This window comes from Streptomyces sp. NPDC043908 (assembly GCF_056435525.1).
Genome location: NZ_JBWKEI010000007.1, coordinates 349,438 through 368,460, shown reverse-complemented (window position 1 = coordinate 368,460; position 19,023 = coordinate 349,438). Strand labels below are relative to the sequence as shown.

Here is a 19,023-nt window from a genome sequence, read left to right as displayed (position 1 = left end):
CATTGGCGTCCGGTGGCATACGGATAGGTGCGATCTGCTCGAACTGGCGTCGCCTGGTGGGGAGTTGGGTTCGAATCCGACTCACCCGTACGGGTGGCGTGGGCTCAGGACGCGGCGCTCAGCCGGGCCACCCGGTCCGCGTCGCACGTACGCGGGCAGGTGACGCAGGTGTCCTCGGGGCGCAGGGTGTAGAAGAGGCAGCAGCTTGCCCGGTCGCGGGTCGGCAGCGGCTCGCCGGACGGCCCGCTCAGCTCGCGGAAGCCCGCGGCGCCCACGTACGGCCGGGTGGAGCCGGGCAGCAGCCGCTCCAGCTCGGCCATGCCCCGGCGCTCCTCGCCGAGCAGCGCCGCCACGTACCACAGGCCCTCGACGACCTCGTCGGTCGCCATGCCCCACAGCGCCCGCCGGCCGCGCCGCATCCGGGGTCCGAAGCCGTCCAGCACCGGGCCCAGGTGCTCGGCGACGGCCGCGCGGACCTCGGCGCGCAGCGCCTCCTCGTCCGGGACGACCCGCGCGCCGGGCAGCGCCGCCGCCGGGTCCCCGGGCAGGCAGGCGAACTCCCGCACCCGCACGCTCAGCCGTCCCAGCGTGCGCTGGAAGGACACGGCCTCGACGGGCACCCGCGGCACCCGGCGGTGCAGGAACCACGGGACCGTGATCAGCAGACAGGCGGGCCAGGCGTAGCGGTGGAAGCCGAAGGAGGCGATGACGTCGGGGCGGGCCCGCTGCCCGTAGTCGCGCAGGACCTGCTCGTCGTCCCAGCCGAGGAAGGCGTCCAGGGCGTCCCCGCCGGAGGCGAGCTGGTCCGCGCCGACCCAGCCCGAGGAGCGGGGCGCCCGCTCGCCGTCCGCCAGCTCCTGGACCCGGACGCCGGGGTAGACGTCGGCGAGGCGTGCGTAGGACGCGGCCAGGGGGCTCGGGAGCAGCGTCGACACAGTCATGCAGGGACCACCGAATCACGATCGTTTGCAGGTAAGGCTTACCTTAGCGGATGCGCGCGATGTTTGAACTGTCGCTTTGTCCGCCTATGGTGCTGGGGGAATACCGAGCGGTAGGAGGGTCTGGGGTGGAGCGGGGCAGAGCGCGCGAGGCGGCGGCGGCGCCGTCCGGGGCCGCCCGTGTGCCCGCACAGACCCGGGAGGCCTCGGCCGTACGGGCGGTCTCCGCCGTACGGGAGGCGTCCGCGCGCGGTGAGCACACCCACAGCGAGCCGCCCGCGCCCCGGGTCCGCCGGCACTCGGTGCGCGGCCAGATCCTGGAGGCGCTGCGGGCCGCGCTGGTCGACGGCGAGCTGGTGCCGGGCGAGGTGTACTCGGCGGTGGTGCTCGGCGAGCGCTTCGGGGTCTCCGCCACCCCGGTCCGCGAGGCGATGCAGCGCCTGGCCTCCGAGGGGGCCGTCGAGGTCGTCCCGAACCGGGGCTTCCGGGTCACCGAGCGCACTCCGCGCGAGCTGGCCGAGCTGGCCGAGGTCCGCGCGCTGATCGAGGTGCCGGTGATGCTCCGGCTCGCCCGGACCGTGCCCGCCGCCCGCTGGGCCGAGCTGCGGCCGCTGGCGGAGGCGACCACGCAGGCGGCGGCGGTCGGGGACCGGGCGGGGTACGCGGAGTCCGACCGGGCCTTCCACCGGGCGGTCCTGGCGCTCGCCGGGAACCGGCAGCTGCTCCAGGTGGCGGAGGATCTGCACCGGCGCTCGCAGTGGCCGCTGACGGCGGCGCCGGTCGCCCGCCGGGCGGACCTGGTCGCGGACGCGGCCGAGCACCTGGCACTGCTGGACGCGCTGACCGCCCAGGACCTGACGGTGGTGCAGGCGCTGGTGCGGGAACACTTCACGGGGTCGGCGCTTTAGGTTTTGCCCGGGCTTCGTCTGCGGATGGCGGTGGGTTGCTCGCGCCGTTCCCCGCGCCCCTGGACGCCCGTGTTTGTCTGCGGGCTGTGGTGGGTTGCTCGCGCAGTTCCCCGCGCCCCTGGAAACCCTCGTTTGTCTGCGGGTTGTGGGTGGCTGGTCGCGCAGTTCCCCGCGCCCCTTCAGGGCCCGGACTTCGTCCGGGGATCGTGGTGGGTTCGTCGCCGTTTGGAAGTCTGGGGCCGAGCAGGGTTTTCGGGCTGCGGCCGACTACCCAGGGGCGCGGGGAACTGCGCGGCCAGCCACCCACCGGGCGGGAGGCAAAGGCCGGGCAGGGAGTCGGGCCGCGTCGGTCAGGTTGTGGCCGGGGCTGGGGTCAGGTGGGTGGCCAGCCACGTCGGGACGCCGCCCAGGAGGCGGAACAGCCGTGCCGCCTCCGTGCGCAGACGGGTCGCCTCCGGCTCGGGCTCGGCCTTGGCCAGGGCCGCGAGCGCCGGGGCCGTACCGACCAGGTAGCCCAGCTCCTCCCGGATCCGCAGCGACTCCGCGAAGCCGTGCCGCGCCTCCGCCAACTCCCCGTCCCGCAGGGCGAGTCCGGCCAGATGGCGCCAAGTGAAGGAGAGCAGCAGGGTGTCGCCGTGCGCGGTGGCGCCCGCGTGCGCGCGGCGGTACGCGGCACGGGCCGCCTGCGGCGCGTCCGCCACGTTCTCGGCGAGCAGCCCCCGCCGGAAGTCGAGCAGCGCCCTCCCCTTCGCCGCCGGGGCGATCAGCGCGGCCGCCCGGCCCAGCGCCGAGCGGGCCTCGTCGGCGCGGTCGCGCACCCCGAGCAGCGTCGAGGCGTACGCCAGCTGGCCCCGCTCGCACGCCGCCGCGCCGCGCTCCTCGTCGTCCCCGGCCACCGCCTCCGCCCCGCGCAGCGCCTCCTCGGCCTCGGCCCAGCCGTCCCCGGTGTACAGGCACCGCTCGGTGAGCAGCGCGGCCCGCTGGAGCGCCGCGGCGGGCTCGGCGCCGTGCGGTTCGAGCAGGGCGGCCGCGTCGGTCCAGCAGCCGCGCGAGCGCAGCCGCCACACGGCGGTCTGCAGTGGATGGAGCGGATCGAGCGGATCCCCGTTCTCCGCAGTCGTTCCGGAATCAGACATGGCGGAGTACGCCACGTTGCCCTCCCCGAGCGCGCCATCGAGCCGTTGAGTCCGAGCTGTTGGTTCGTGTGGCGAATCTCAGCACGGATTGGCACGCCGGGCCAAGGGCCACGCGTGAATTCCTTCACAAACGGCGAATTGCGGTACGTCGCGGTGGTGTTCCCGGTCCGCCGCGCCGCCCGCGCGCCCCCTGCGAGCCTGTCTTTGAACCCCCGTCTGCGCGGCGACGCCCAGCACGCACGCTCGCCGCACGGTGTCCCAGGACAGGTGGCTCCGCCACATGACCTGGGACACCGCACGCCGCTCGCACGCACCGACCGCCGCCGCGCCCGCCCTCCGGGCGGACGACGGGGGTCCAAAGACAGGCTCTCAGCTCATCCGCAGGGCCAGGAAGAAGTCCAGCTTGTCCTCCAGACGCGAAAGATCACGCCCCGTCAGTTGCTCGATCCGGCCGACCCGGTAGCGCAAGGTGTTGACGTGCAGATGCAGGCGCGTGGCGCAGCGGGTCCAGGACCCGTCGCAGTCGAGGAACGCCTCCAGGGTCGGGATCAGCTCGGCCCGGTGGCGCCGGTCGTAGTCGCGCAGCGGGTCCAGCAGACGGGCGGTGAAGGCGCGGCGCACGTCGTCCGGGACGAACGGCAGCAGCAGCACGTGGGAGGCCAGCTCGTGGTGGCCGGCCGCGCAGACCCGGCCGGGGCGGGCGGCGGCGACCCGGCGGGCGTGCCGGGCCTCCTCCAGGGCCCCGCGCAGCCCCTCGGCCGAGTGCACCGCGGCGCTGACACCCAGTGTCAGGCGCCCGTCGTCGGCGAGGCCCGCCGAGAGCGGTGCCTGCACGGCCGCGAGCAGCGCGTCCGCGTGCAGCCCGGCCTCCGTGCCCTCGGGGCCGACCGCGGGCAGCGGCACCAGCGCGATGGCCTCGTCGCCCGCGTGGGCGACCGCGATCCGGTCGGAGGAGTCGGAGCCCGCCACGGCCGGGTCGACCAGGATCTCCTCGAGGAGGGCCTGGGCGACCGGGCCGCCCGCGACCTCCGCGGCGGTGGCCGCCGCCTGGCTCCAGTCGACCCGGGCCACGATGACCTGCCAGTGCGGCGCCGAGCCCAGGCCCGGCAGCAGCACGGGGGCGGCGACCCGCAGCCGGGCCGCGATCTCGGCGGGCGCGGCCCCGGTCTGCACCAGCTCCAGGACCTCCTGGGCGAGCCGGCGCCGTACCGTGCGGGCCGCGTCGCGGCGGTCGCGCTCCACGGCGATCAGCTGGGTGACGCCCTGGAGCAGGTCGAGCCGGGCGGCGGGCCAGTCGGCGGCGTCGGCCTCGACGGCGAGCAGCCAGTCCGACAGGACCGTCTCGCGCACGTCACGGGCGGCGGGCGCCGCCCCGCGCCCGCTGTGGCGGATGGGGAAGAGCGAGTACGTGGTGCCGTGGACCACGGCCCGGTGCGGGCCCCGGCGGCCGGTGCGCGTCGCGCCGAGGTGTTCACCCGCGAGAGTGGCGGCGACGGCCGGGGCGAGCGGCTCGCCCGCGCCCGCGATCTGCCGGCCGGTGGGGGAGAGCACCCAGGCCCGCAGGTCCAGGTCGGAGCCGAGCAGGTCAAGGACGACCTCCGGGCCGCCGCCCGCGGGCCCCGACGTCATCAGCCGCCGGTGCCGGTCGACCACGGCCGCCAGGTCCCCGGCCCGCTCGCCGGACACCTGGCGCACCACGTGCTCGGTGATGGTGGCGAAGGCGACCGACTCGTTCACCGCGAACAGCGGCAGCCGGTGCTGTGCACACGCACGGATCAGGTCATCCGGGATCGCGCCCAGCTCGGCCTCGCCGGCCGCCAGGCCCACCACCCCGGCCCCGGCGAGGATCCTCACGAATGGCTCGGAATCGTCGGCGTCGCGGCGCCAGGCGAGGCCGGTGAGGACCAGCTCGCCACCGGAGAGATACCGGCTGGGATCGCGCAGGTCAGTGGTCATCACACCGCGTACGGTGCGGTCCAGCTCGTCGTCGCCGCCGAGCAGCCGCAGCCCCAGCGCGTCGGTCTCCAGAAGTGCGCGCAGCCGCATCGCGTGTCGCCGCCGATCTGTCTTGTTGTTGCCGGTGGAAAGCGGTGGGGTTACTGAGCACCGCCTTTCATACGAATCTACAAGACGTAGATGGAGACCAGCCAACTCCTTCATGGTTTCGGTGACTGCACCCGGCGGAGTGAGGCTTGTGTACTGGGGCCACACCGCGTTAACAGCACATGAACGACTTCATCAGCCAAGGGCCGGCCGTCCCCGGGACCCGCGCGAACGACCCCGATTGAGAAGAAGAGAGCCACTCATGGACTTCCTTCGCCCCGCCAGCTGGGAGGAGGCGCTCGCCGCCAAGGCCGAGCACCCCACGGCTGTGCCCATTGCGGGTGGCACCGATGTGATGGTCGAGATCAACTTCGACCACCGCCGGCCCGAGTACCTTCTGGACCTGAACCGCATCGAGCTGCTGCGCGCGTGGGAGACCGGCGAGGAGACCGTACGGCTCGGCGCGTCCGTGTCGTACACCCAGATCATGGAGAACCTGCGGGCCGAGCTGCCGGGCCTGGCGCTCGCCTCGCACACCGTCGCCTCCCCGCAGATCCGCAACCGCGGCGGTGTCGGCGGCAACCTCGGCACCGCCTCCCCGGCCGGTGACGCCCACCCGGCGCTGCTCGCCGCGGGCGCCGAGGTCGAGGTCGAGTCGGTGCGCGGCTCGCGGCTGATCCCGATCGACGAGTTCTACACCGGTGTGAAGCGCAACGCGATGGCGCCGGACGAGCTCATCAAGACCGTCCACATCAAGAAGGCGGACGGCCCCCAGCAGTACTCCAAGGTCGGCACCCGCAACGCGATGGTCATCGCGGTCTGCGCCTTCGGCCTGGCCCTGCACCCCGAGACGCGGACGGTCCGCACCGGCATCGGCTCCGCCGCCCCGACCCCGGTCCGGGCGAAGGCGGCGGAGGAGTTCCTGAACGCCGCGCTCGACGAGGGCGGGTTCTGGGAGAGCGGCAAGATCATCACTCCCTCGATCGCCAAGCAGTTCGCGGAGCTCGCCTCCGCCTCCTGCAACCCGATCGACGACGTACGAGGCACGGCCAAGTACCGCCGGCACGCCGTGGGCATCATGGCCCGCCGCACGCTCGGCTGGACCTGGGAGCAGTACCGCGGCACCGGCCGCTCGCTTGAAGGAGCTGCATAACCATGCGCGTCAATTTCACGGTCAACGGCCGCAAGCAGGAAGCCGACGACGTCTGGGAGGGCGAGAGCCTCCTCTACGTCCTGCGCGAGCGCATGGGCCTTCCGGGATCGAAGAACGCCTGCGAGCAGGGCGAGTGCGGCTCCTGCACGGTCCGCCTGGACGGCGTGCCGGTGTGCGCCTGTCTGGTCGCGGCCGGCCAGGTCGAGGGCCGCGAGGTCGTCACCGTCGAGGGCCTGGCGGACTACGCCAAGCACCGCGAGGAGGCCCACCCGGGCGGCGCCTGCGCCTCCGGCTCCTGCGGCACCTCCATCGACGCCGCCCAGCGCTGGCAGGCCAGGCCCGCCGACGGCCGCAGCAGCGAGACCGGCGAGCTCTCCCCGGTCCAGCAGGCGTTCATCGACGCCGGCGCCGTCCAGTGCGGCTTCTGCACCCCGGGTCTGCTGGTGGCCGCCGACGAGCTGCTGGAGCGCAACGCATCCCCGTCCGACCAGGACATCCGCGAGGCACTCTCCGGCAACCTCTGCCGCTGCACCGGTTACGAGAAGATCCTCGACGCGGTCCGCCTCGCGGCCGCCCGTCAGGAAGAGGCGGTCTGACGATCATGGCCACCACTGGTACTCCCACCAACATCACCCAGGGTTCCAAGACCAAGGGCGGCATCGGCGAGTCGACGCTGCGCCCGGACGGCACCCTCAAGGTCACCGGTGAGTTCGCGTACTCCTCGGACATGTGGCACGAGGACATGCTCTGGGGCCAGACCCTGCGCTCCACGGTCGCCCACGCCGAGATCAAGTCGATCGACATCTCCGAGGCCCTCGCGATGCCCGGCGTCCACGCCGTGCTGACCTACGACGACCTGCCGACCGACGTGAAGAACTACGGCCTGGAGATCCAGGACACCCCGGTCCTGGCCCACGGCAAGGTCCGCCACCACGGCGAGCCGGTGGCGCTGGTCGCCGCCGACCACCCGGAGACCGCGCGCCGCGCCGCCGCCAAGATCAAGATCGAGTACGTGGAGCTGCCGGTCATCACGGACGAGGCGTCCGCGACCGCGCCCGGCGCGATCCTGGTCCACGAGGGCCGCGACGACCACCACATCGGGCATGTGCCGCACCCCAACATCGTGCACCGCCAGCCGATCGTGCGCGGGAACGCCGACGAGGCCGCCAGGCGCGCCGACGTCATCGTCAGGGGCGAGTACACCTTCGGCATGCAGGACCAGGCCTTCCTCGGCCCCGAGTCCGGTCTGGCCGTACCGTCCGAGGACGGCGGCGTCGAGCTGTACGTGGCCACCCAGTGGCTGCACTCGGACCTCAAGCAGATCGCCCCCGTCCTCGGCCTGCCCGAGGAGAAGGTCCGGATGACGCTCTCCGGCGTCGGCGGTGCCTTCGGCGGCCGCGAGGACATCTCGATGCAGATCCACGCCTGTCTGCTGGCGCTGCGCACCGGCAAGCCCGTCAAGATCGTCTACAACCGGTTCGAGTCCTTCTTCGGCCACGTCCACCGCCACCCGGCGAAGCTCTCCTACGAGCACGGCGCCACCAAGGACGGCAAGCTCACGCACATGAGGTGCCGCATCGTCCTGGACGGCGGCGCGTACGCGTCGGCCTCCCCGGCGGTCGTCGGCAACGCCTCCTCGCTGAGCGCCGGCCCGTACGTGATCGACGACGTCGACATCGAGGCCATCGCGCTCTACACCAACAACCCGCCCTGCGGCGCCATGCGCGGCTTCGGCGCGGTCCAGGCGTGCTTCGCCTACGAGGCCCAGATGGACAAGCTGGCGGCGAAGCTGGGCATGGACCCGGTCGAGTTCCGGCAGCTGAACGCCATGGAGCAGGGCACGATCATGCCGACCGGGCAGCCGGTCGACTCCCCGGCCCCGGTCGCCGAGCTGCTGCGCCGCGTCAAGGCCCGCCCGCTGCCGCCCGAGCAGCAGTGGGTGACCGCCGGCGAGCAGGCCGACGTCCGCGCGCTGCCCGGTGGCCTGTCCAACACCACGCACGGCGAAGGCGTCGTCCGGGGCGTGGGCTACGCGGTCGGCATCAAGAACGTCGGCTTCTCCGAGGGCTTCGACGACTACTCCACCGCCAAGGTGCGCATGGAGGTCGTCGGCGGTGAGCCGGTCGCCACCGTGCACACCGCGATGGCGGAGGTCGGCCAGGGCGGTGTCACCGTCCACGCGCAGATCGCCCGTACCGAGCTCGGCGTCACCCAGGTGACCATCCACCCGGCCGACACCCAGGTCGGCTCCGCCGGTTCCACCTCGGCCTCGCGCCAGACGTACGTCACCGGTGGCGCGGTCAAGAACACCTGCGAGCACGTCCGCGAGGCCGTCCTGGAGATCGGCCGCCGCAAGTTCGGCTCGTACCACCCGGCCTGGGCGACGGCCGAACTCCTCCTGGAGGGCGGCAAGGTCGTCACCGACGGCGGCGAGGTCCTCGCGGACCTCGTGGACGTCCTGGAGGACGAGGCGGTGGAGCTGGAGCTGGAGTGGCGCCACCGTCCCACCGAGGCGTTCGACCTGCGCACCGGCCAGGGCAACGGCCACGTCCAGTACTCGTTCGCCGCGCACCGCGCGGTCGTCGAGGTGGACACCGAGCTCGGCCTCGTCAAGGTCGTCGAGCTGGCGGTCGCCCAGGACGTCGGCAAGGCGCTCAACCCGCTGTCCGTCGTCGGCCAGATCCAGGGCGGCACCACCCAGGGCCTGGGCGTGGCGGTCATGGAGGAGATCATCGTCGACCCGAAGACCGCGAAGGTGCGCAACCCCTCCTTCACGGACTACCTCATCCCCACCATCCTCGACACGCCGACCATCCCGGTCGACGTGCTCGAACTCGCCGACGAGCACGCCCCGTACGGGCTGCGCGGCATCGGCGAGGCCCCGACCCTGTCGTCCACCCCGGCCGTCCTCGCGGCGATCAGGAACGCGACGGGTCTGGAGCTGAACAGGACCCCGGTCCGCCCCGAGCACCTCACGGGCACCGAGTCGTCCTGACCCCCTGAACCCTCCGGGCGGTGCGTGCCACTCGGGAACGTCACACTTCCCCGCCGCCCGCACCGCCCGGAGCACGGAAGTACCGCACCGCTCGCGGTCCTTCACCCGCACCACCCGCATCACCGGCTCCATCACCAGCAGCACCCGTACCACCGGCATCACCAGGCAGTACCCGGATGACCAGCACCATCCCCGCACTGCGGTACCGGAAGGAACCGGTACCCCCGCAGCCGCGGAAACGTTCGTCTCGGGCCGTCCCCCGGGTCGTGCAGCCCACGCACCATCCCAAATCCCGCAGCTTGTCCGACGGAGGTCTCCGTCCGATGCGGGTGCCCCTGTGAACCTTGGGAGTAGGCACCATGACCCAGCAGTCTGTGGAGCCGAAGACCACCGCCGAGGAGGCGGGCTCCGGCTCGCGCGTCCCCGCCGGCAGGTCTTGGCTCGACCGGTACTTTCACATAACGGACAGAGGATCCACGGTCGCGCAGGAGGTGCGCGGCGGCATCACCACCTTCATGGCGATGTGCTACATCCTCCTGCTCAACCCGCTGATCCTTTCGACGCCCGACGTCGACAAGCACACGCTGGGCCATGCGGGCCTGGTGACGGCCACCGCCCTCGCGGCCGCGGCCAGCACCCTGCTGATGGGCTTCATCGGCAAGGTCCCGCTCGCGCTGGCCGCCGGACTGAACGTCTCCGCGGCCCTGACCACCCAGGTGGTCCCCAACATGACCTGGCCGCAGGCCATGGGCATGTGCGTCATGTACGGCGTGGTCATCATGCTGCTGGTCGTCACCGGCCTCCGCGAGATGATCATGAACGCCATCCCGCTGCCGCTCAAGCACGCGATCACCATGGGCATCGGCATGTTCGTCGCCCTGCTCGGCCTGGTGAAGGCCGGATTCGTGGGCAAGGGCCAGGGCGGCCCCGTCACCCTCGGCGCCACGGGCGAGCTGGTCGGCTGGCCGGTCTTCTTCTTCGCGGTGACCCTGCTCCTGATCTTCGCCCTCCAGGCGCGCAACATCCCCGGCGCGATCCTGATCGGCATCGTCACCGGCACGGTCCTCTCGCTCGCGGTCACCAAGATCGCCGGCCTGGACGACAAGGACTGGGCCGGGCTCGCCCCGGGCCTGGACGGCAGCGCGGTCGCCAAGCCCGACTTCGGACTCTTCGGCGACGTGGAGTTCGGCGGCTGGGACCAGATGGGCGCCATCGGCGTCGGCATGATCGTCTTCACCCTGGTCCTTGCCGGCTTCTTCGACGCGATGGCCACCATCATCGGCGTCGGCCAGGAGGCCAAGCTCGCCGACGACAAGGGCCGGATGCCGGGTCTGTCCAAGGCGCTGTTCATCGACGGCGCGGGCGGCGCGATCGGCGGCGTCTCCGGAGCCTCCGGCCAGACCGTCTTCATCGAGTCCGCGACCGGCGCCGGCGAGGGCGCCCGTACCGGCCTCTCCTCGGTCGTCACCGGCCTCTTCTTCGCGGCCTGCCTCTTCTTCACCCCGCTCACCCAGTTGGTCCCGGCCCAGGTGGCCGCCGCCGCGCTGGTCGTGATCGGCTCGATGATGATGAGCGCGGCGCGGCACGTGGACTGGAACGACCGCTCGGTGTCGATCCCGGTCTTCCTCACCGTGGCCCTGATGCCGTTCACGTACAACATCACCGCCGGTGTCGGCGCGGGTGTCATCTCCTACACCGTCATCAAGGCGGCGCAGGGCAAGTGGCGGGAGATCGGCGGGTTCATGTGGGCCCTGTCCGGAATCTTCCTCGTCTACTTCGCGCTCAGTCCCATCGAGAACTGGCTGGGCGTCAAGTAGGCCACGAGCGGGGCGTACGACCGGACGCCCTCCACCATCCTCTAAGGAGACCGAACATGCTGGACATCGCCGAGGAGCTGAACCGGTGGGTCGAGCAGGGCCGTGACTTCGCCGTCGCCACCGTGGTGGCGGTCGGCGGCAGCGCGCCCCGCCAGCCCGGCGCGGCGCTCGCCGTCGACGGCGAGGGCACGGCGATCGGTTCGGTCTCCGGCGGATGCGTGGAGGGCGCGGTCTACGAGCTGTGCCGGCAGGCGCTGGAGGACGGCGAACCCGTCCTCGAACGCTTCGGCTACAGCGACGAGGACGCGTTCGCCGTCGGCCTGACCTGCGGCGGGATCATCGACATCCTGGTGACCCCGGTGCCGGCCCGCTCCCCGTCCCGGGCGGTGTTCGCCGCCGCGCTCGCCACGGCGGCGAGCGAGGGGGCGGCGGCGCTGGCCCGCGTCACGGACGGCCCGTCCGACCTGGTGGGCCGCCCGCTCCTGGTACGGCCCGACGGTACGTACGAGGGCGCCCTCGGCGGCCACCCCGAGCTCGACCGGACGGTGGCGGACGAGGCACGCGCCATGCTGGACGCGGGCCGCACCGGCACGCTGGTGCTGGGCGCGGACGGCCGGCTGTGCGGGCAGTCGCTCACGGTCCTGGTCGAGTCGAGCGTCCCGCCCCCGCGCATGATCGTCTTCGGCGCGATCGACTTCGCGTCGGCGCTGGTACGGGTGGGGAAGTTTTTGGGGTACCGGGTCACGGTGTGCGACGCGCGGCCCGTGTTCGCCACGTCCGTCCGCTTCCCGGAGGCGGACGAGATCGTGGTGGAGTGGCCGCACCGCTACCTGGAGTCGACCGGGGTCGACTCCCGTACGGTGCTGTGCGTCCTCACCCACGACGCGAAGTTCGACGTCCCGCTGCTCGAACTGGCGCTGCGGCTGCCGGTGGCGTACGTGGGCGCGATGGGATCGCGCCGCACGCACGAGGACCGCAACGCGCGGCTGCGCGAGGTGGGCGTGACGGAGCTGGAACTGGCCCGCCTGCACTCCCCGATCGGCCTCGACCTCGGGGCGCGCACACCGGAGGAGACGGCGCTGTCGATCGCGGCGGAGATCGTGGCGAGCCGGCGCGGGGGGAGCGGGGTGCCGCTGACGGGCGCGCACACACCGATCCACCACGAGGCGGTAGCCCTCCGCCGGGCAATCGGAGCGTAACCAACGCCCCGACGCTGGCCGACACACCGGGGGGCCGAAGGCCCTTTCCAGGGGCGCGGGGAACTGCGCGAGCAACCCCAACCGCCCGGCGGGCGAACGCGCAGCGAGGGGGCCGAAGGCCCTTTCGGGGGCGCGGGGAACTGCGCGACCAGCCCCCACCGGCCGGCAGGCGGCCGCGAAGCGAGGGGGGCCGAAGGCCGTTTCAGGGGCGCGGGAACTGCGCGAGCAACCCCCACCGGCCTGCGGACGGCCGCGAAGCGAGGGGGCCGAAGGCCGTTTCAGGGGCGCGGGGAACTGCGCGAGCAGCCCCCACCGGCCCGCGGGTGAACGCGAAGCGAGGGAGCCGGGGTGCGGCGGAGGTCAGTTCTCCGGGTGCGCCACCGCGTCCCCCACCCCCGTCCGCGCATACAGCACCACCCTCCCCGCCCGAGCCCTGCTCACCAGCCCCGTCCGGTACAGCACCGCCAGATGGTGGGAGACCGCGCTCGGCGTGACGGACAGCCGGCGGGCCAGTTCGGTCGTGGACGCGGGGCCGTCCAGGGCCAGCAGCAGCGCCGCCTTGGGCGCGCCCACCAGCGAGGCGAGGGCCCCGGGCGGACGCGGCGGGCGGGACTCCCACAGCGTCCCCACCCCCCGCGCCGGATACGCGATCGTCGGCGGCTCGTCCGGCCCCACCGGACTGATCGCGTGCTGGGCGAACAGCGTCGGCACCAGCCACAGTCCCCGCCCCTCCACCGCCGCCCCCAGCTCCAGGTCCCGGTGGACGAACAGCGTCAGCTCGCCGCCCCGCCACTTTGCCGTCCGGTCGAGCGAGGTGAGCACCGCCGCCGCGCCCTCGCGGGCCAGCAGCCGCGCCCGCCACACCATGTCCGCCTCCAGGACCGCCCGCATCCGCGGCCAGTGCGGCGCCATCGCCAGCTCCCAGTACGCCTCCAGCACCCGCGCCATCGCGTCCCGCAACCCGCGCGGATCGGCGGCCAGTTCGGCCAGGCGCGGCGGCAGGGCGCGCCCCGCGTAGGCCGTCCGGACGTCCGCCAGCGCCTTGTCGGGCGCCGTCCGCCGTACCCGCCGCAGCTCGTCCCGCACGTCCGGCAGCGGCGAGTCGGGGCGCGGGGTGAGGAAGTCCGGGATCCAGCCGCTGCCGCGTACGGTCAGCTCCCCGAGCAGCGCGGTGTCCAGGCCCGGGGCGTCGGCCAGCGCCGCCCGCGTCCGCCGCACCCACGGCAGGTGCAGCGCGTACTTGTCGGCGCGCCGCAGCGCCCACAGGCTGGTCGCGGTCTCCAGCAGCGGTGAGCAGGCGAAGCGCATGTCGGCGAGGTCGTCGACCCCCAGGCGGTAGCGGAGCATTGAGCCCCAGCCTAAATCTCTGTCGGTGCGCGGCGGAAGGCCGTTGGCTGGGGGCATGTCCTCCACCTCTTCCGGGGCGGCAGCTCTGCTGCCGCCCCGCGGTCCGCTGCGCGCCTACGCGCTCACCACCCTCGTCGACTGGATCGGCAACGGCCTCTTCCACACCGGCGCCGCCCTCTTCTTCACCCGGATCGTCGGGCTCGGCGCCACCCAGGTCGGCCTCGGCCTGACGGTCGCCGCCCTGCTCGGACCGGCCGTCACCGTCCCGGCCGGAAAGCTCGGGGACCGGTTCGGGCACCGCCGGGTGTATCTGGCCACCGTCGTCGTACGGGCCGTCGCCTTCGCCGGGTACCTGTTCGTCGACGGCTTCGCCGGCTTCCTCGCCGTCGTCTGCGCCATCGCGCTCGCCGAGAGCGCGTCACGGCCGGTCCGCGGCGCCTACCTGGCCCGGATCGCGGACTCCTCGGCGCTGGTCGCGGCCAGCGCGTACACCCGGGTGATGCTCAACATCGGCTTCTCGCTGGGCAGTCTGGGCGCGGGCGCCGCCCTGGCCGCCGACTCCCGTACCGGATACACCGTCCTGGTCCTCGGCAACTGCGCCTCGTACGCGGTCGTCGCCGCCATCGTGGCCCGGATGCCGGACGACGGCCCGCGCCCGGCCGCGCTGCCGGACGCCAGGCGTCCCGCACACCGCCGCGCCGCCCTGCGCGACCGCCGCTTCCTCGCCCTCGCCGCTCTCTCGGGGCTGCTCTACATCAACGCCGACGTCCTCAGCCTCGGCGTCCCGCTGTGGATTTCCACCCATACGCACGCGCCCACCTGGTCGGTCGCGGTGCTGATGCCGCTCAACACCGCGCTGGCGATCCTGTTCCAGGTGCGGGCCGCACGCGGCAGCGACACCGTCGCCGGGGCGGCGGTCGCGGGCCGGCGCGCCGGGTGGGCGCTGCTCGCCGCGTGCGCGGTGACGGCCACCACGGCGGGCCTCCCGCCGGTGGCCGCCGTGCTGGTGCTCGCGGTGGGCGTGGCCCTGCTGACGGCGGGCGAGCTGCTCTCCTCGGCGAGCGGCTGGGGCGTCTCCTACGGCCTCGCCGATCCGCACCGCCAGGGGGAGTTCCTGGGCGCCTGGAGCCTCGGCTCGGACCTGGCCAGGGCGGGCGGACCGCTGCTGGTCGCGGGCCTGGTGACCCACGCGGGAGTGGCGGGCTGGCTGCTCCTGGGCACCCTGTTCCTCGTGGCGGGAACGGTCACCGGGCCGCTCGCCGCGCGCGCGGAGCGCGCCGCGGCTACGCGTCCTCGGGAGGAGTGTCCGACGTCGGCGAATACGGCTTGATGTCGAGCACCGGGGTGCCGTTGACGAGGTCCACCCCGTCGAAGTGCAGGACGTTGCCCTTCACCTCGCGGACGCGGACCAGGCTCAGCCCGATGCGGTTGTGCCGGTTGGGCGTCCGGGTGGCGTAGACGCCGGTCGTGCGCCCGCTCCCCTCCCAGCCGCGCGGCACCACGCGCAGCGGTGCGGCCTCCTCGTCGGTCTGGTCGTGCAGCCAGGTCAGCAGCCACACGTACCAGCCCTCGGCGATGCCGTCGAGCCCTCCCGCGTACGGCTCGTAGAGCACGACGCGGCCCTGGTCCCCGTACGCCAACGTCGCCTGCGGCGGCGTCTGCTGGGGGACGGCGTACTCCGTCACGACATGGCCGATCGGCGACAGCGGCACCACCGCGTCGGCGCCGAGAGGGGTGGTCGGCTGGGACACCACGGATCTCCTCACACTCCGGAACCACGACAACCAAGGAGAACGACAGCACATGCCGAACGACACTCCGCACGGAACCGGCGCGGGATGCCTGAAACGCGCCGGTCGTGCGCGAAGTCGAGAGACAGATGCCTGACAATCAATAACGCTGACAATATAGTGGGCAGCCGGGAGGTACGGCCCGAGCCGTCGGGCCGGTCCGAGGAGGCAGCCCGTGAGACTGAGTCCGCCGTTACCCGACCCGCCGGGCATAGCCGCCGCCGTGCTCTGGCTCCCGTCCCGCCGTCTGGAGACCGCTCGGGCGGTCGCGGCCGGGCGGCTCGACCAGGAGACCGCCGACCGGCTCGGCTACCGCGCGCTGAGCGAGAGCCCGGACCGGGCGGCTCCCGAGATGGCCGTGCTCGCGGCCCAGAAGGCGCTCGCCGACGCGGGCTGGTCGGGCGACGACCTCGGCCTGGTCGTCCACTCCTGGATCTACCACCAGGGCCATGACTTCTGGTCCGCGCCGCACTACGTGGCCCACGGCATCGGGGCCCGCCGCGCCACCCCCCTGGGGGTGCAGCAGACCTCCAACGGCGCGGTGGCCGCCCTGGAGGTAGCCGCCGGCCGGCTCGCGCTCGACCCCTCGGTCAACCGGTGCCTGGTGACCACCGCCGACCGGTTCGTCCAGCCCGGCTTCGACCGCTGGTCGGGCGACATCGACGTGGCGTACGGGGACGCGGCCACCGCCCTGCTCCTCGACCGCGACGCGGGCCCCTACCGGCTCCTGGCCATCGCCTCGGTGAGCGTCCCCGAGTACGAGGTGCTCTACCGGGGCGACGACGCCTTCACCCCCGCGCCGCGCGCCACGTACGCCACGGTCAGCGCCCGGCGCACCAAACTCGTCTTCCGGGCGGGCGGCGGCTGGCCGAGGTTCGTCGCCGTCCTGCGCCGCTCCGTGCAGCGCGTGGTGCTCGACGCCATCGCGGACGCCGGGCTCACCCCGGCCGACCCCCGGCTGCGCTACCTCGTCCTGCCCCGCCTCAGCACCGGCGCCCTCAGCCAGTTCTACGGGCCCTCCGTGCACGAACTGGCCCTGCCCCACACCGAACTCCTCGACCTGGGCCGCGACACCGGGCACCTCGGTGCCGGGGACGTCGTGGCCAACCTCGCCACCCTCCAGGCCGACGACCGGCTCGCGCCGGGCGAGGTGGCGCTCTTCCTGAGCGCCGGCAACGGCTTCACCTGGTCCTGCGTCGCCATTTCCCACGAATAGCCCCCGTCCGGTCACACCCGGCGGGCGCGGAACGTCTTTTCCGTGCGGGATTCCCGTACGGGTCCTTCGCGCAGCTTCCCCAGTGAGAGGTGCAGTCGAGTGACGATGCGAAACGAGGCCCTGGTCATCGGCGCGGGTGTGGCCGGACTGACCACGGCGGTATGTCTGGCCGAGCGCGGCTTCACGGTCCGGGTCGTCGCCGAGCGCGCGCCCCGGCTGACCACGTCGGCCGTGGCGGGAGCGATCATCGGCGGTCCGGCGATCGCCGACGAGAGCGAGGCGGAGGCCAAGTTCGCGCCGACCGCCATCACCCGCCCCTGGCACCAGGTCAGCCTGGCCGAGTTCGGCGCGCTGGCCAAGCAGCCGGACAGCGGCGTCCGCCTGACCCGGGGCCGCCTGGTGAACCGGCAGGCCGCCGGCGGTCATGAGTGGGCCGCCCACCTGCCCGGCTACACGCCGTGCGGAGAGGAGGAGAGCGGCGGGTTCCCGGTGGCGTTCCGGGTTGATCTGCCGATCGTGGACATGCCCGTCTACCTGGACCATCTGGCCGCCCGGGTCACGGCCGCCGGGGGCAGCGTCGACGTGGGCACGGTGGACTCGCTGGAAGAGGCCGCCGCCCAGGCACCGCTCGTCGTGAACTGCACGGGCGTGGGGGCGCGCGCCCTGGCCGACGACCCCAAGGTGTTCCCGGTCCGCGGCCAGCACGTGATCGTGGAGAACCCGGGCATCGAGGAGTTCTTCTTCGAGCAGAACCCGGGCCCCACCTCCACCAGCTACTTCCCGCACGGGCGCCGCCTGGTGTGCGGGGGGACCGCCGAGCGCGAGGTGTGGAGCATGGACCCGGACCCGGCGCAGACCGAGGAGATCCTGGCGCGCTGCGCCGCCGTGGAGCCGCGCATCGCCGGGGCGAAGGTCACCGGGGTCGAGGTCGGCCTGCGGGCGTCACGGCCGCAGACCCGCCTCGCGGTGGAGCCCCTCGGCTCGGCACGGGTGATCCACAACTACGGTCACGGCGGCATCGCGGTCGGCCTCTCCTGGGGCTGTGCCCAGGACGTCCTGCGGCTGGCGCTCTCCGGCGCCACCGCCGAAGTCGTCTCATGACGGCGGCCCCGGCGGCCGGCCCGGGTCCGCAGACCCTCCCGGCCGGTCCGACCCTCCTGCTGAAACGGCTCGACGCCCTCCTGGAGGGCTGGGGGAACGACAGCGGCGCCACGCCGATGATCATGCCGCCGCTGCTCCCGGTCGCCGACCTCTCCCGCCTCGACGTGTACGAGAACTTCCCGCACCAGGCCCTCGTGGTCAGCACCCTGGACCTGACGCGCCACCAACCGGGCGTACCGCACGAGCGGTTCACCGCCGACGACCTGGAACCGGCGCTCTTCGGCCTCCCCTCGGCCGCCTGCTTCGCCGTCTACCTCCACCACGAGGGCCGCGCCCTTCCCGACGGGACGGCCGTGACCGTACTCGGACGCTGCTTCCGCCGCGAGGAGCACTACGACGGGCTGCGGCGCCTCCTCGGCTTCCACATGCGTGAGATCGTGGCGCTCGGCTCGGCCGACTTCACCCAGGAGCATCTGCGCCGGTTCGAGGAGCGCGTCACCGCCCTCACCGCCGCCCTCGGCCTCGCCGTGCGCAAGGAGGCCGCGACCGACCCCTTCTACGACCGAGGCGGGCAGCGGGCGCTGCTCCAGCGCCTCTCGCCCGTCAAGCACGAGTTCCTCGTCGACGACCTGGCGATCGCCTCGCTCAACGTCCACCGCAACTTCTTCGGCGAGCGCTGCCGGATCACCCTGGAGGGCACGGGGAGCCCCGTCCACACCAGTTGCGTGGCCTTCGGCCTGGAGCGCTGGCTTTCCGTGCTGTACACGCGGTACGGGAGCTGGGAGGCGGCGACGGAGGCTGTGGAGAAGGCCGCAGCCGCCCTCGGGACCGGCGGGGACGAGCGGTGAGGGCGCCGGCCGCCGGACTGGCGGAGGTCGTCGCCTGGATCTCCCGGCGCCACCCGGAGGCGGGCGGCATCGGCCCGGAGGACGACCTGATCGAGAGCCGGCTCGTCGACTCGCTGGGTTTTCTGGAGTTCATCGTGCTGATCGAGCGGCTCAGCGGGCGGCCGGTCGACATCGAGAACCTCGACCTCGACGACTTCCGCTCGCTGAGCCGGATCGAGCGGGCGTTCTTCAGTGGGCCGGACCCTCGGCCGTCGGGTCGTAGCTCGGCGGGCTGATCAGCGGATACACCTCGTAGTCCAGGTGCAGCCCGGCGGGGCTGCGGTAGAGCAGCTGCATCAGCTGCTCGTGCGACTCCACGTCGTAGACGTTGAGCCCCGCCGAGGCGCCCACCAGGATCCAGCGGTCCCTGATCAGCCCCTTCTCCTGGAGCTCCTGCGTGTAGCGGAAGCCCTCGGCGAGCTTCTGCTGGAACTCCTCGATGCCGATGCCGACCGGGGCCCGCCTGGCTATCACCGCGAACAGCGCCATGGGT

17 protein-coding genes are annotated in these 19,023 nt (G+C 73.2%); 11 read left to right on the top strand and 6 right to left on the bottom strand.

The features are described 5' to 3' along the window. Positions 1–104 precede the first annotated feature (104 nt). Positions 105–941 (bottom strand): (2Fe-2S)-binding protein, encoded by an 837-nt coding sequence (locus tag AC069K_RS18485; protein WP_365102976.1) that lies wholly within the window; start codon positions 939–941, stop codon positions 105–107. A 125-nt stretch (positions 942–1,066) separates the two neighbouring features. Here AC069K_RS18485 and AC069K_RS18480 point away from each other — a divergent pair, with 125 nt between their 5' ends. Continuing rightward, the gene (locus tag AC069K_RS18480; RefSeq protein WP_365102965.1) at positions 1,067–1,846 is read left to right on the top strand and encodes a GntR family transcriptional regulator; all 780 of its coding nucleotides are present in this window, start codon (positions 1,067–1,069) and stop codon (positions 1,844–1,846) included. Positions 1,847–2,196: 350 nt separating this feature from the next. On the opposite strand, the gene AC069K_RS18475 is transcribed toward AC069K_RS18480, so the two are convergent. Together AC069K_RS18475 and AC069K_RS18470 are read right to left on the bottom strand one after the other, a co-directional pair. Continuing rightward, positions 2,197–2,982, bottom strand: coding sequence for a hypothetical protein (locus AC069K_RS18475; RefSeq protein WP_478617406.1), 786 nt, complete (start codon positions 2,980–2,982; stop codon positions 2,197–2,199). Positions 2,983–3,351: 369 nt separating this feature from the next. After that, positions 3,352–5,028, bottom strand: a complete 1,677-nt coding sequence (locus AC069K_RS18470; protein WP_478617403.1) for a PucR family transcriptional regulator — start codon at positions 5,026–5,028, stop codon at positions 3,352–3,354. A 259-nt stretch (positions 5,029–5,287) separates the two neighbouring features. On the opposite strand from AC069K_RS18470, the gene AC069K_RS18465 reads away from it, so the two are divergent. The 5 genes from AC069K_RS18465 to AC069K_RS18445 all read left to right on the top strand — a co-directional run bounded on the left by AC069K_RS18465 (position 5,288) and on the right by AC069K_RS18445 (position 12,189). Further along, a complete protein-coding gene (locus tag AC069K_RS18465) occupies positions 5,288–6,178 on the top strand; it encodes an FAD binding domain-containing protein (RefSeq protein ID WP_467878511.1) in 891 nt (296 codons plus the stop codon). A gap of 2 nt (positions 6,179–6,180) precedes the next feature. After that, positions 6,181–6,774 carry a (2Fe-2S)-binding protein gene (locus AC069K_RS18460; RefSeq protein ID WP_365102953.1) on the top strand — a complete coding sequence of 198 codons (594 nt, stop codon included), beginning with the start codon at positions 6,181–6,183 and terminating at the stop codon, positions 6,772–6,774. Between the two features lie 5 nt (positions 6,775–6,779). Continuing rightward, positions 6,780–9,173, top strand: a complete 2,394-nt coding sequence (locus AC069K_RS18455; RefSeq protein ID WP_365102950.1) for a xanthine dehydrogenase family protein molybdopterin-binding subunit — start codon at positions 6,780–6,782, stop codon at positions 9,171–9,173. Positions 9,174–9,532: 359 nt separating this feature from the next. Beyond that, positions 9,533–10,990 (top strand): NCS2 family permease, encoded by a 1,458-nt coding sequence (locus tag AC069K_RS18450; protein ID WP_358836188.1) that lies wholly within the window; start codon positions 9,533–9,535, stop codon positions 10,988–10,990. 56 nt (positions 10,991–11,046) lie between these two features. Beyond that, complete coding sequence (locus tag AC069K_RS18445; RefSeq protein ID WP_478617398.1) at positions 11,047–12,189, top strand: XdhC family protein; 1,143 nt, start codon at positions 11,047–11,049, stop codon at positions 12,187–12,189. 360 nt (positions 12,190–12,549) lie between these two features. Here the strand turns inward: AC069K_RS18445 and AC069K_RS18440 are convergent, their stop codons facing one another. Continuing rightward, positions 12,550–13,536, bottom strand: coding sequence for a DUF5937 family protein (locus AC069K_RS18440; RefSeq protein WP_478617395.1), 987 nt, complete (start codon positions 13,534–13,536; stop codon positions 12,550–12,552). 55 nt (positions 13,537–13,591) lie between these two features. On the opposite strand from AC069K_RS18440, the gene AC069K_RS18435 reads away from it, so the two are divergent. After that, positions 13,592–14,866: an MFS transporter gene (locus AC069K_RS18435; RefSeq protein WP_478617392.1), complete on the top strand. Its 1,275-nt coding sequence runs from the start codon at positions 13,592–13,594 to the stop codon at positions 14,864–14,866. Here the strand turns inward: AC069K_RS18435 and tsaA are convergent. Beyond that, positions 14,820–15,287 carry a tRNA (N6-threonylcarbamoyladenosine(37)-N6)-methyltransferase TrmO gene (gene tsaA / locus AC069K_RS18430; RefSeq protein ID WP_365102937.1) on the bottom strand — a complete coding sequence of 156 codons (468 nt, stop codon included), beginning with the start codon at positions 15,285–15,287 and terminating at the stop codon, positions 14,820–14,822. The two genes, AC069K_RS18435 and tsaA, sit on opposite strands and share 47 nt — an antisense overlap. A gap of 214 nt (positions 15,288–15,501) precedes the next feature. On the opposite strand from tsaA, the gene AC069K_RS18425 reads away from it, so the two are divergent. From AC069K_RS18425 to AC069K_RS18410, 4 genes are all read left to right on the top strand, one after another. Further along, positions 15,502–16,542 carry a 3-oxoacyl-[acyl-carrier-protein] synthase III C-terminal domain-containing protein gene (locus AC069K_RS18425; protein WP_365102935.1) on the top strand — a complete coding sequence of 347 codons (1,041 nt, stop codon included), beginning with the start codon at positions 15,502–15,504 and terminating at the stop codon, positions 16,540–16,542. 105 nt (positions 16,543–16,647) lie between these two features. After that, positions 16,648–17,643 (top strand): FAD-dependent oxidoreductase, encoded by a 996-nt coding sequence (locus AC069K_RS18420; RefSeq protein WP_365103119.1) that lies wholly within the window; start codon positions 16,648–16,650, stop codon positions 17,641–17,643. Continuing rightward, on the top strand, positions 17,640–18,491 hold the full coding sequence (locus AC069K_RS18415) for a class-II aminoacyl-tRNA synthetase family protein (RefSeq protein WP_478617387.1): 852 nt from the start codon (positions 17,640–17,642) through the stop codon (positions 18,489–18,491). The genes AC069K_RS18420 and AC069K_RS18415 overlap by 4 nt, the downstream gene beginning before the upstream one ends. Then, a complete protein-coding gene (locus AC069K_RS18410) occupies positions 18,488–18,766 on the top strand; it encodes an acyl carrier protein (protein WP_365102930.1) in 279 nt (92 codons plus the stop codon). The genes AC069K_RS18415 and AC069K_RS18410 overlap by 4 nt, the downstream gene beginning before the upstream one ends. On the opposite strand, the gene AC069K_RS18405 is transcribed toward AC069K_RS18410, so the two are convergent. Next, positions 18,720–19,019 (bottom strand): muconolactone Delta-isomerase family protein, encoded by a 300-nt coding sequence (locus tag AC069K_RS18405; protein ID WP_365102927.1) that lies wholly within the window; start codon positions 19,017–19,019, stop codon positions 18,720–18,722. The two genes, AC069K_RS18410 and AC069K_RS18405, sit on opposite strands and share 47 nt — an antisense overlap. Between the last annotated feature and the right edge of the window lie 4 nt (positions 19,020–19,023).

Excerpts from the sequence above, each read along its gene's own strand:
- AC069K_RS18485 (WP_365102976.1), bottom strand. The coding sequence starts at position 941 with ATGACTGTGTCGACGCTGCTCCCGAGCCCCCTGGCCGCGTCCTACGCA.
- AC069K_RS18475 (WP_478617406.1), bottom strand. The coding sequence starts at position 2,982 with ATGTCTGATTCCGGAACGACTGCGGAGAACGGGGATCCGCTCGATCCG.
- AC069K_RS18470 (WP_478617403.1), bottom strand. The coding sequence starts at position 5,028 with ATGCGGCTGCGCGCACTTCTGGAGACCGACGCGCTGGGGCTGCGGCTG.
- AC069K_RS18465 (WP_467878511.1), top strand. The coding sequence starts at position 5,288 with ATGGACTTCCTTCGCCCCGCCAGCTGGGAGGAGGCGCTCGCCGCCAAG.
- AC069K_RS18460 (WP_365102953.1), top strand. The coding sequence starts at position 6,181 with ATGCGCGTCAATTTCACGGTCAACGGCCGCAAGCAGGAAGCCGACGAC.
- AC069K_RS18455 (WP_365102950.1), top strand. The coding sequence starts at position 6,780 with ATGGCCACCACTGGTACTCCCACCAACATCACCCAGGGTTCCAAGACC.
- AC069K_RS18450 (WP_358836188.1), top strand. The coding sequence starts at position 9,533 with ATGACCCAGCAGTCTGTGGAGCCGAAGACCACCGCCGAGGAGGCGGGC.
- AC069K_RS18445 (WP_478617398.1), top strand. The coding sequence starts at position 11,047 with ATGCTGGACATCGCCGAGGAGCTGAACCGGTGGGTCGAGCAGGGCCGT.
- AC069K_RS18440 (WP_478617395.1), bottom strand. The coding sequence starts at position 13,536 with ATGCTCCGCTACCGCCTGGGGGTCGACGACCTCGCCGACATGCGCTTC.
- AC069K_RS18435 (WP_478617392.1), top strand. The coding sequence starts at position 13,592 with ATGTCCTCCACCTCTTCCGGGGCGGCAGCTCTGCTGCCGCCCCGCGGT.
- AC069K_RS18420 (WP_365103119.1), top strand. The coding sequence starts at position 16,648 with ATGCGAAACGAGGCCCTGGTCATCGGCGCGGGTGTGGCCGGACTGACC.
- AC069K_RS18415 (WP_478617387.1), top strand. The coding sequence starts at position 17,640 with ATGACGGCGGCCCCGGCGGCCGGCCCGGGTCCGCAGACCCTCCCGGCC.
- AC069K_RS18405 (WP_365102927.1), bottom strand. The coding sequence starts at position 19,019 with ATGGCGCTGTTCGCGGTGATAGCCAGGCGGGCCCCGGTCGGCATCGGC.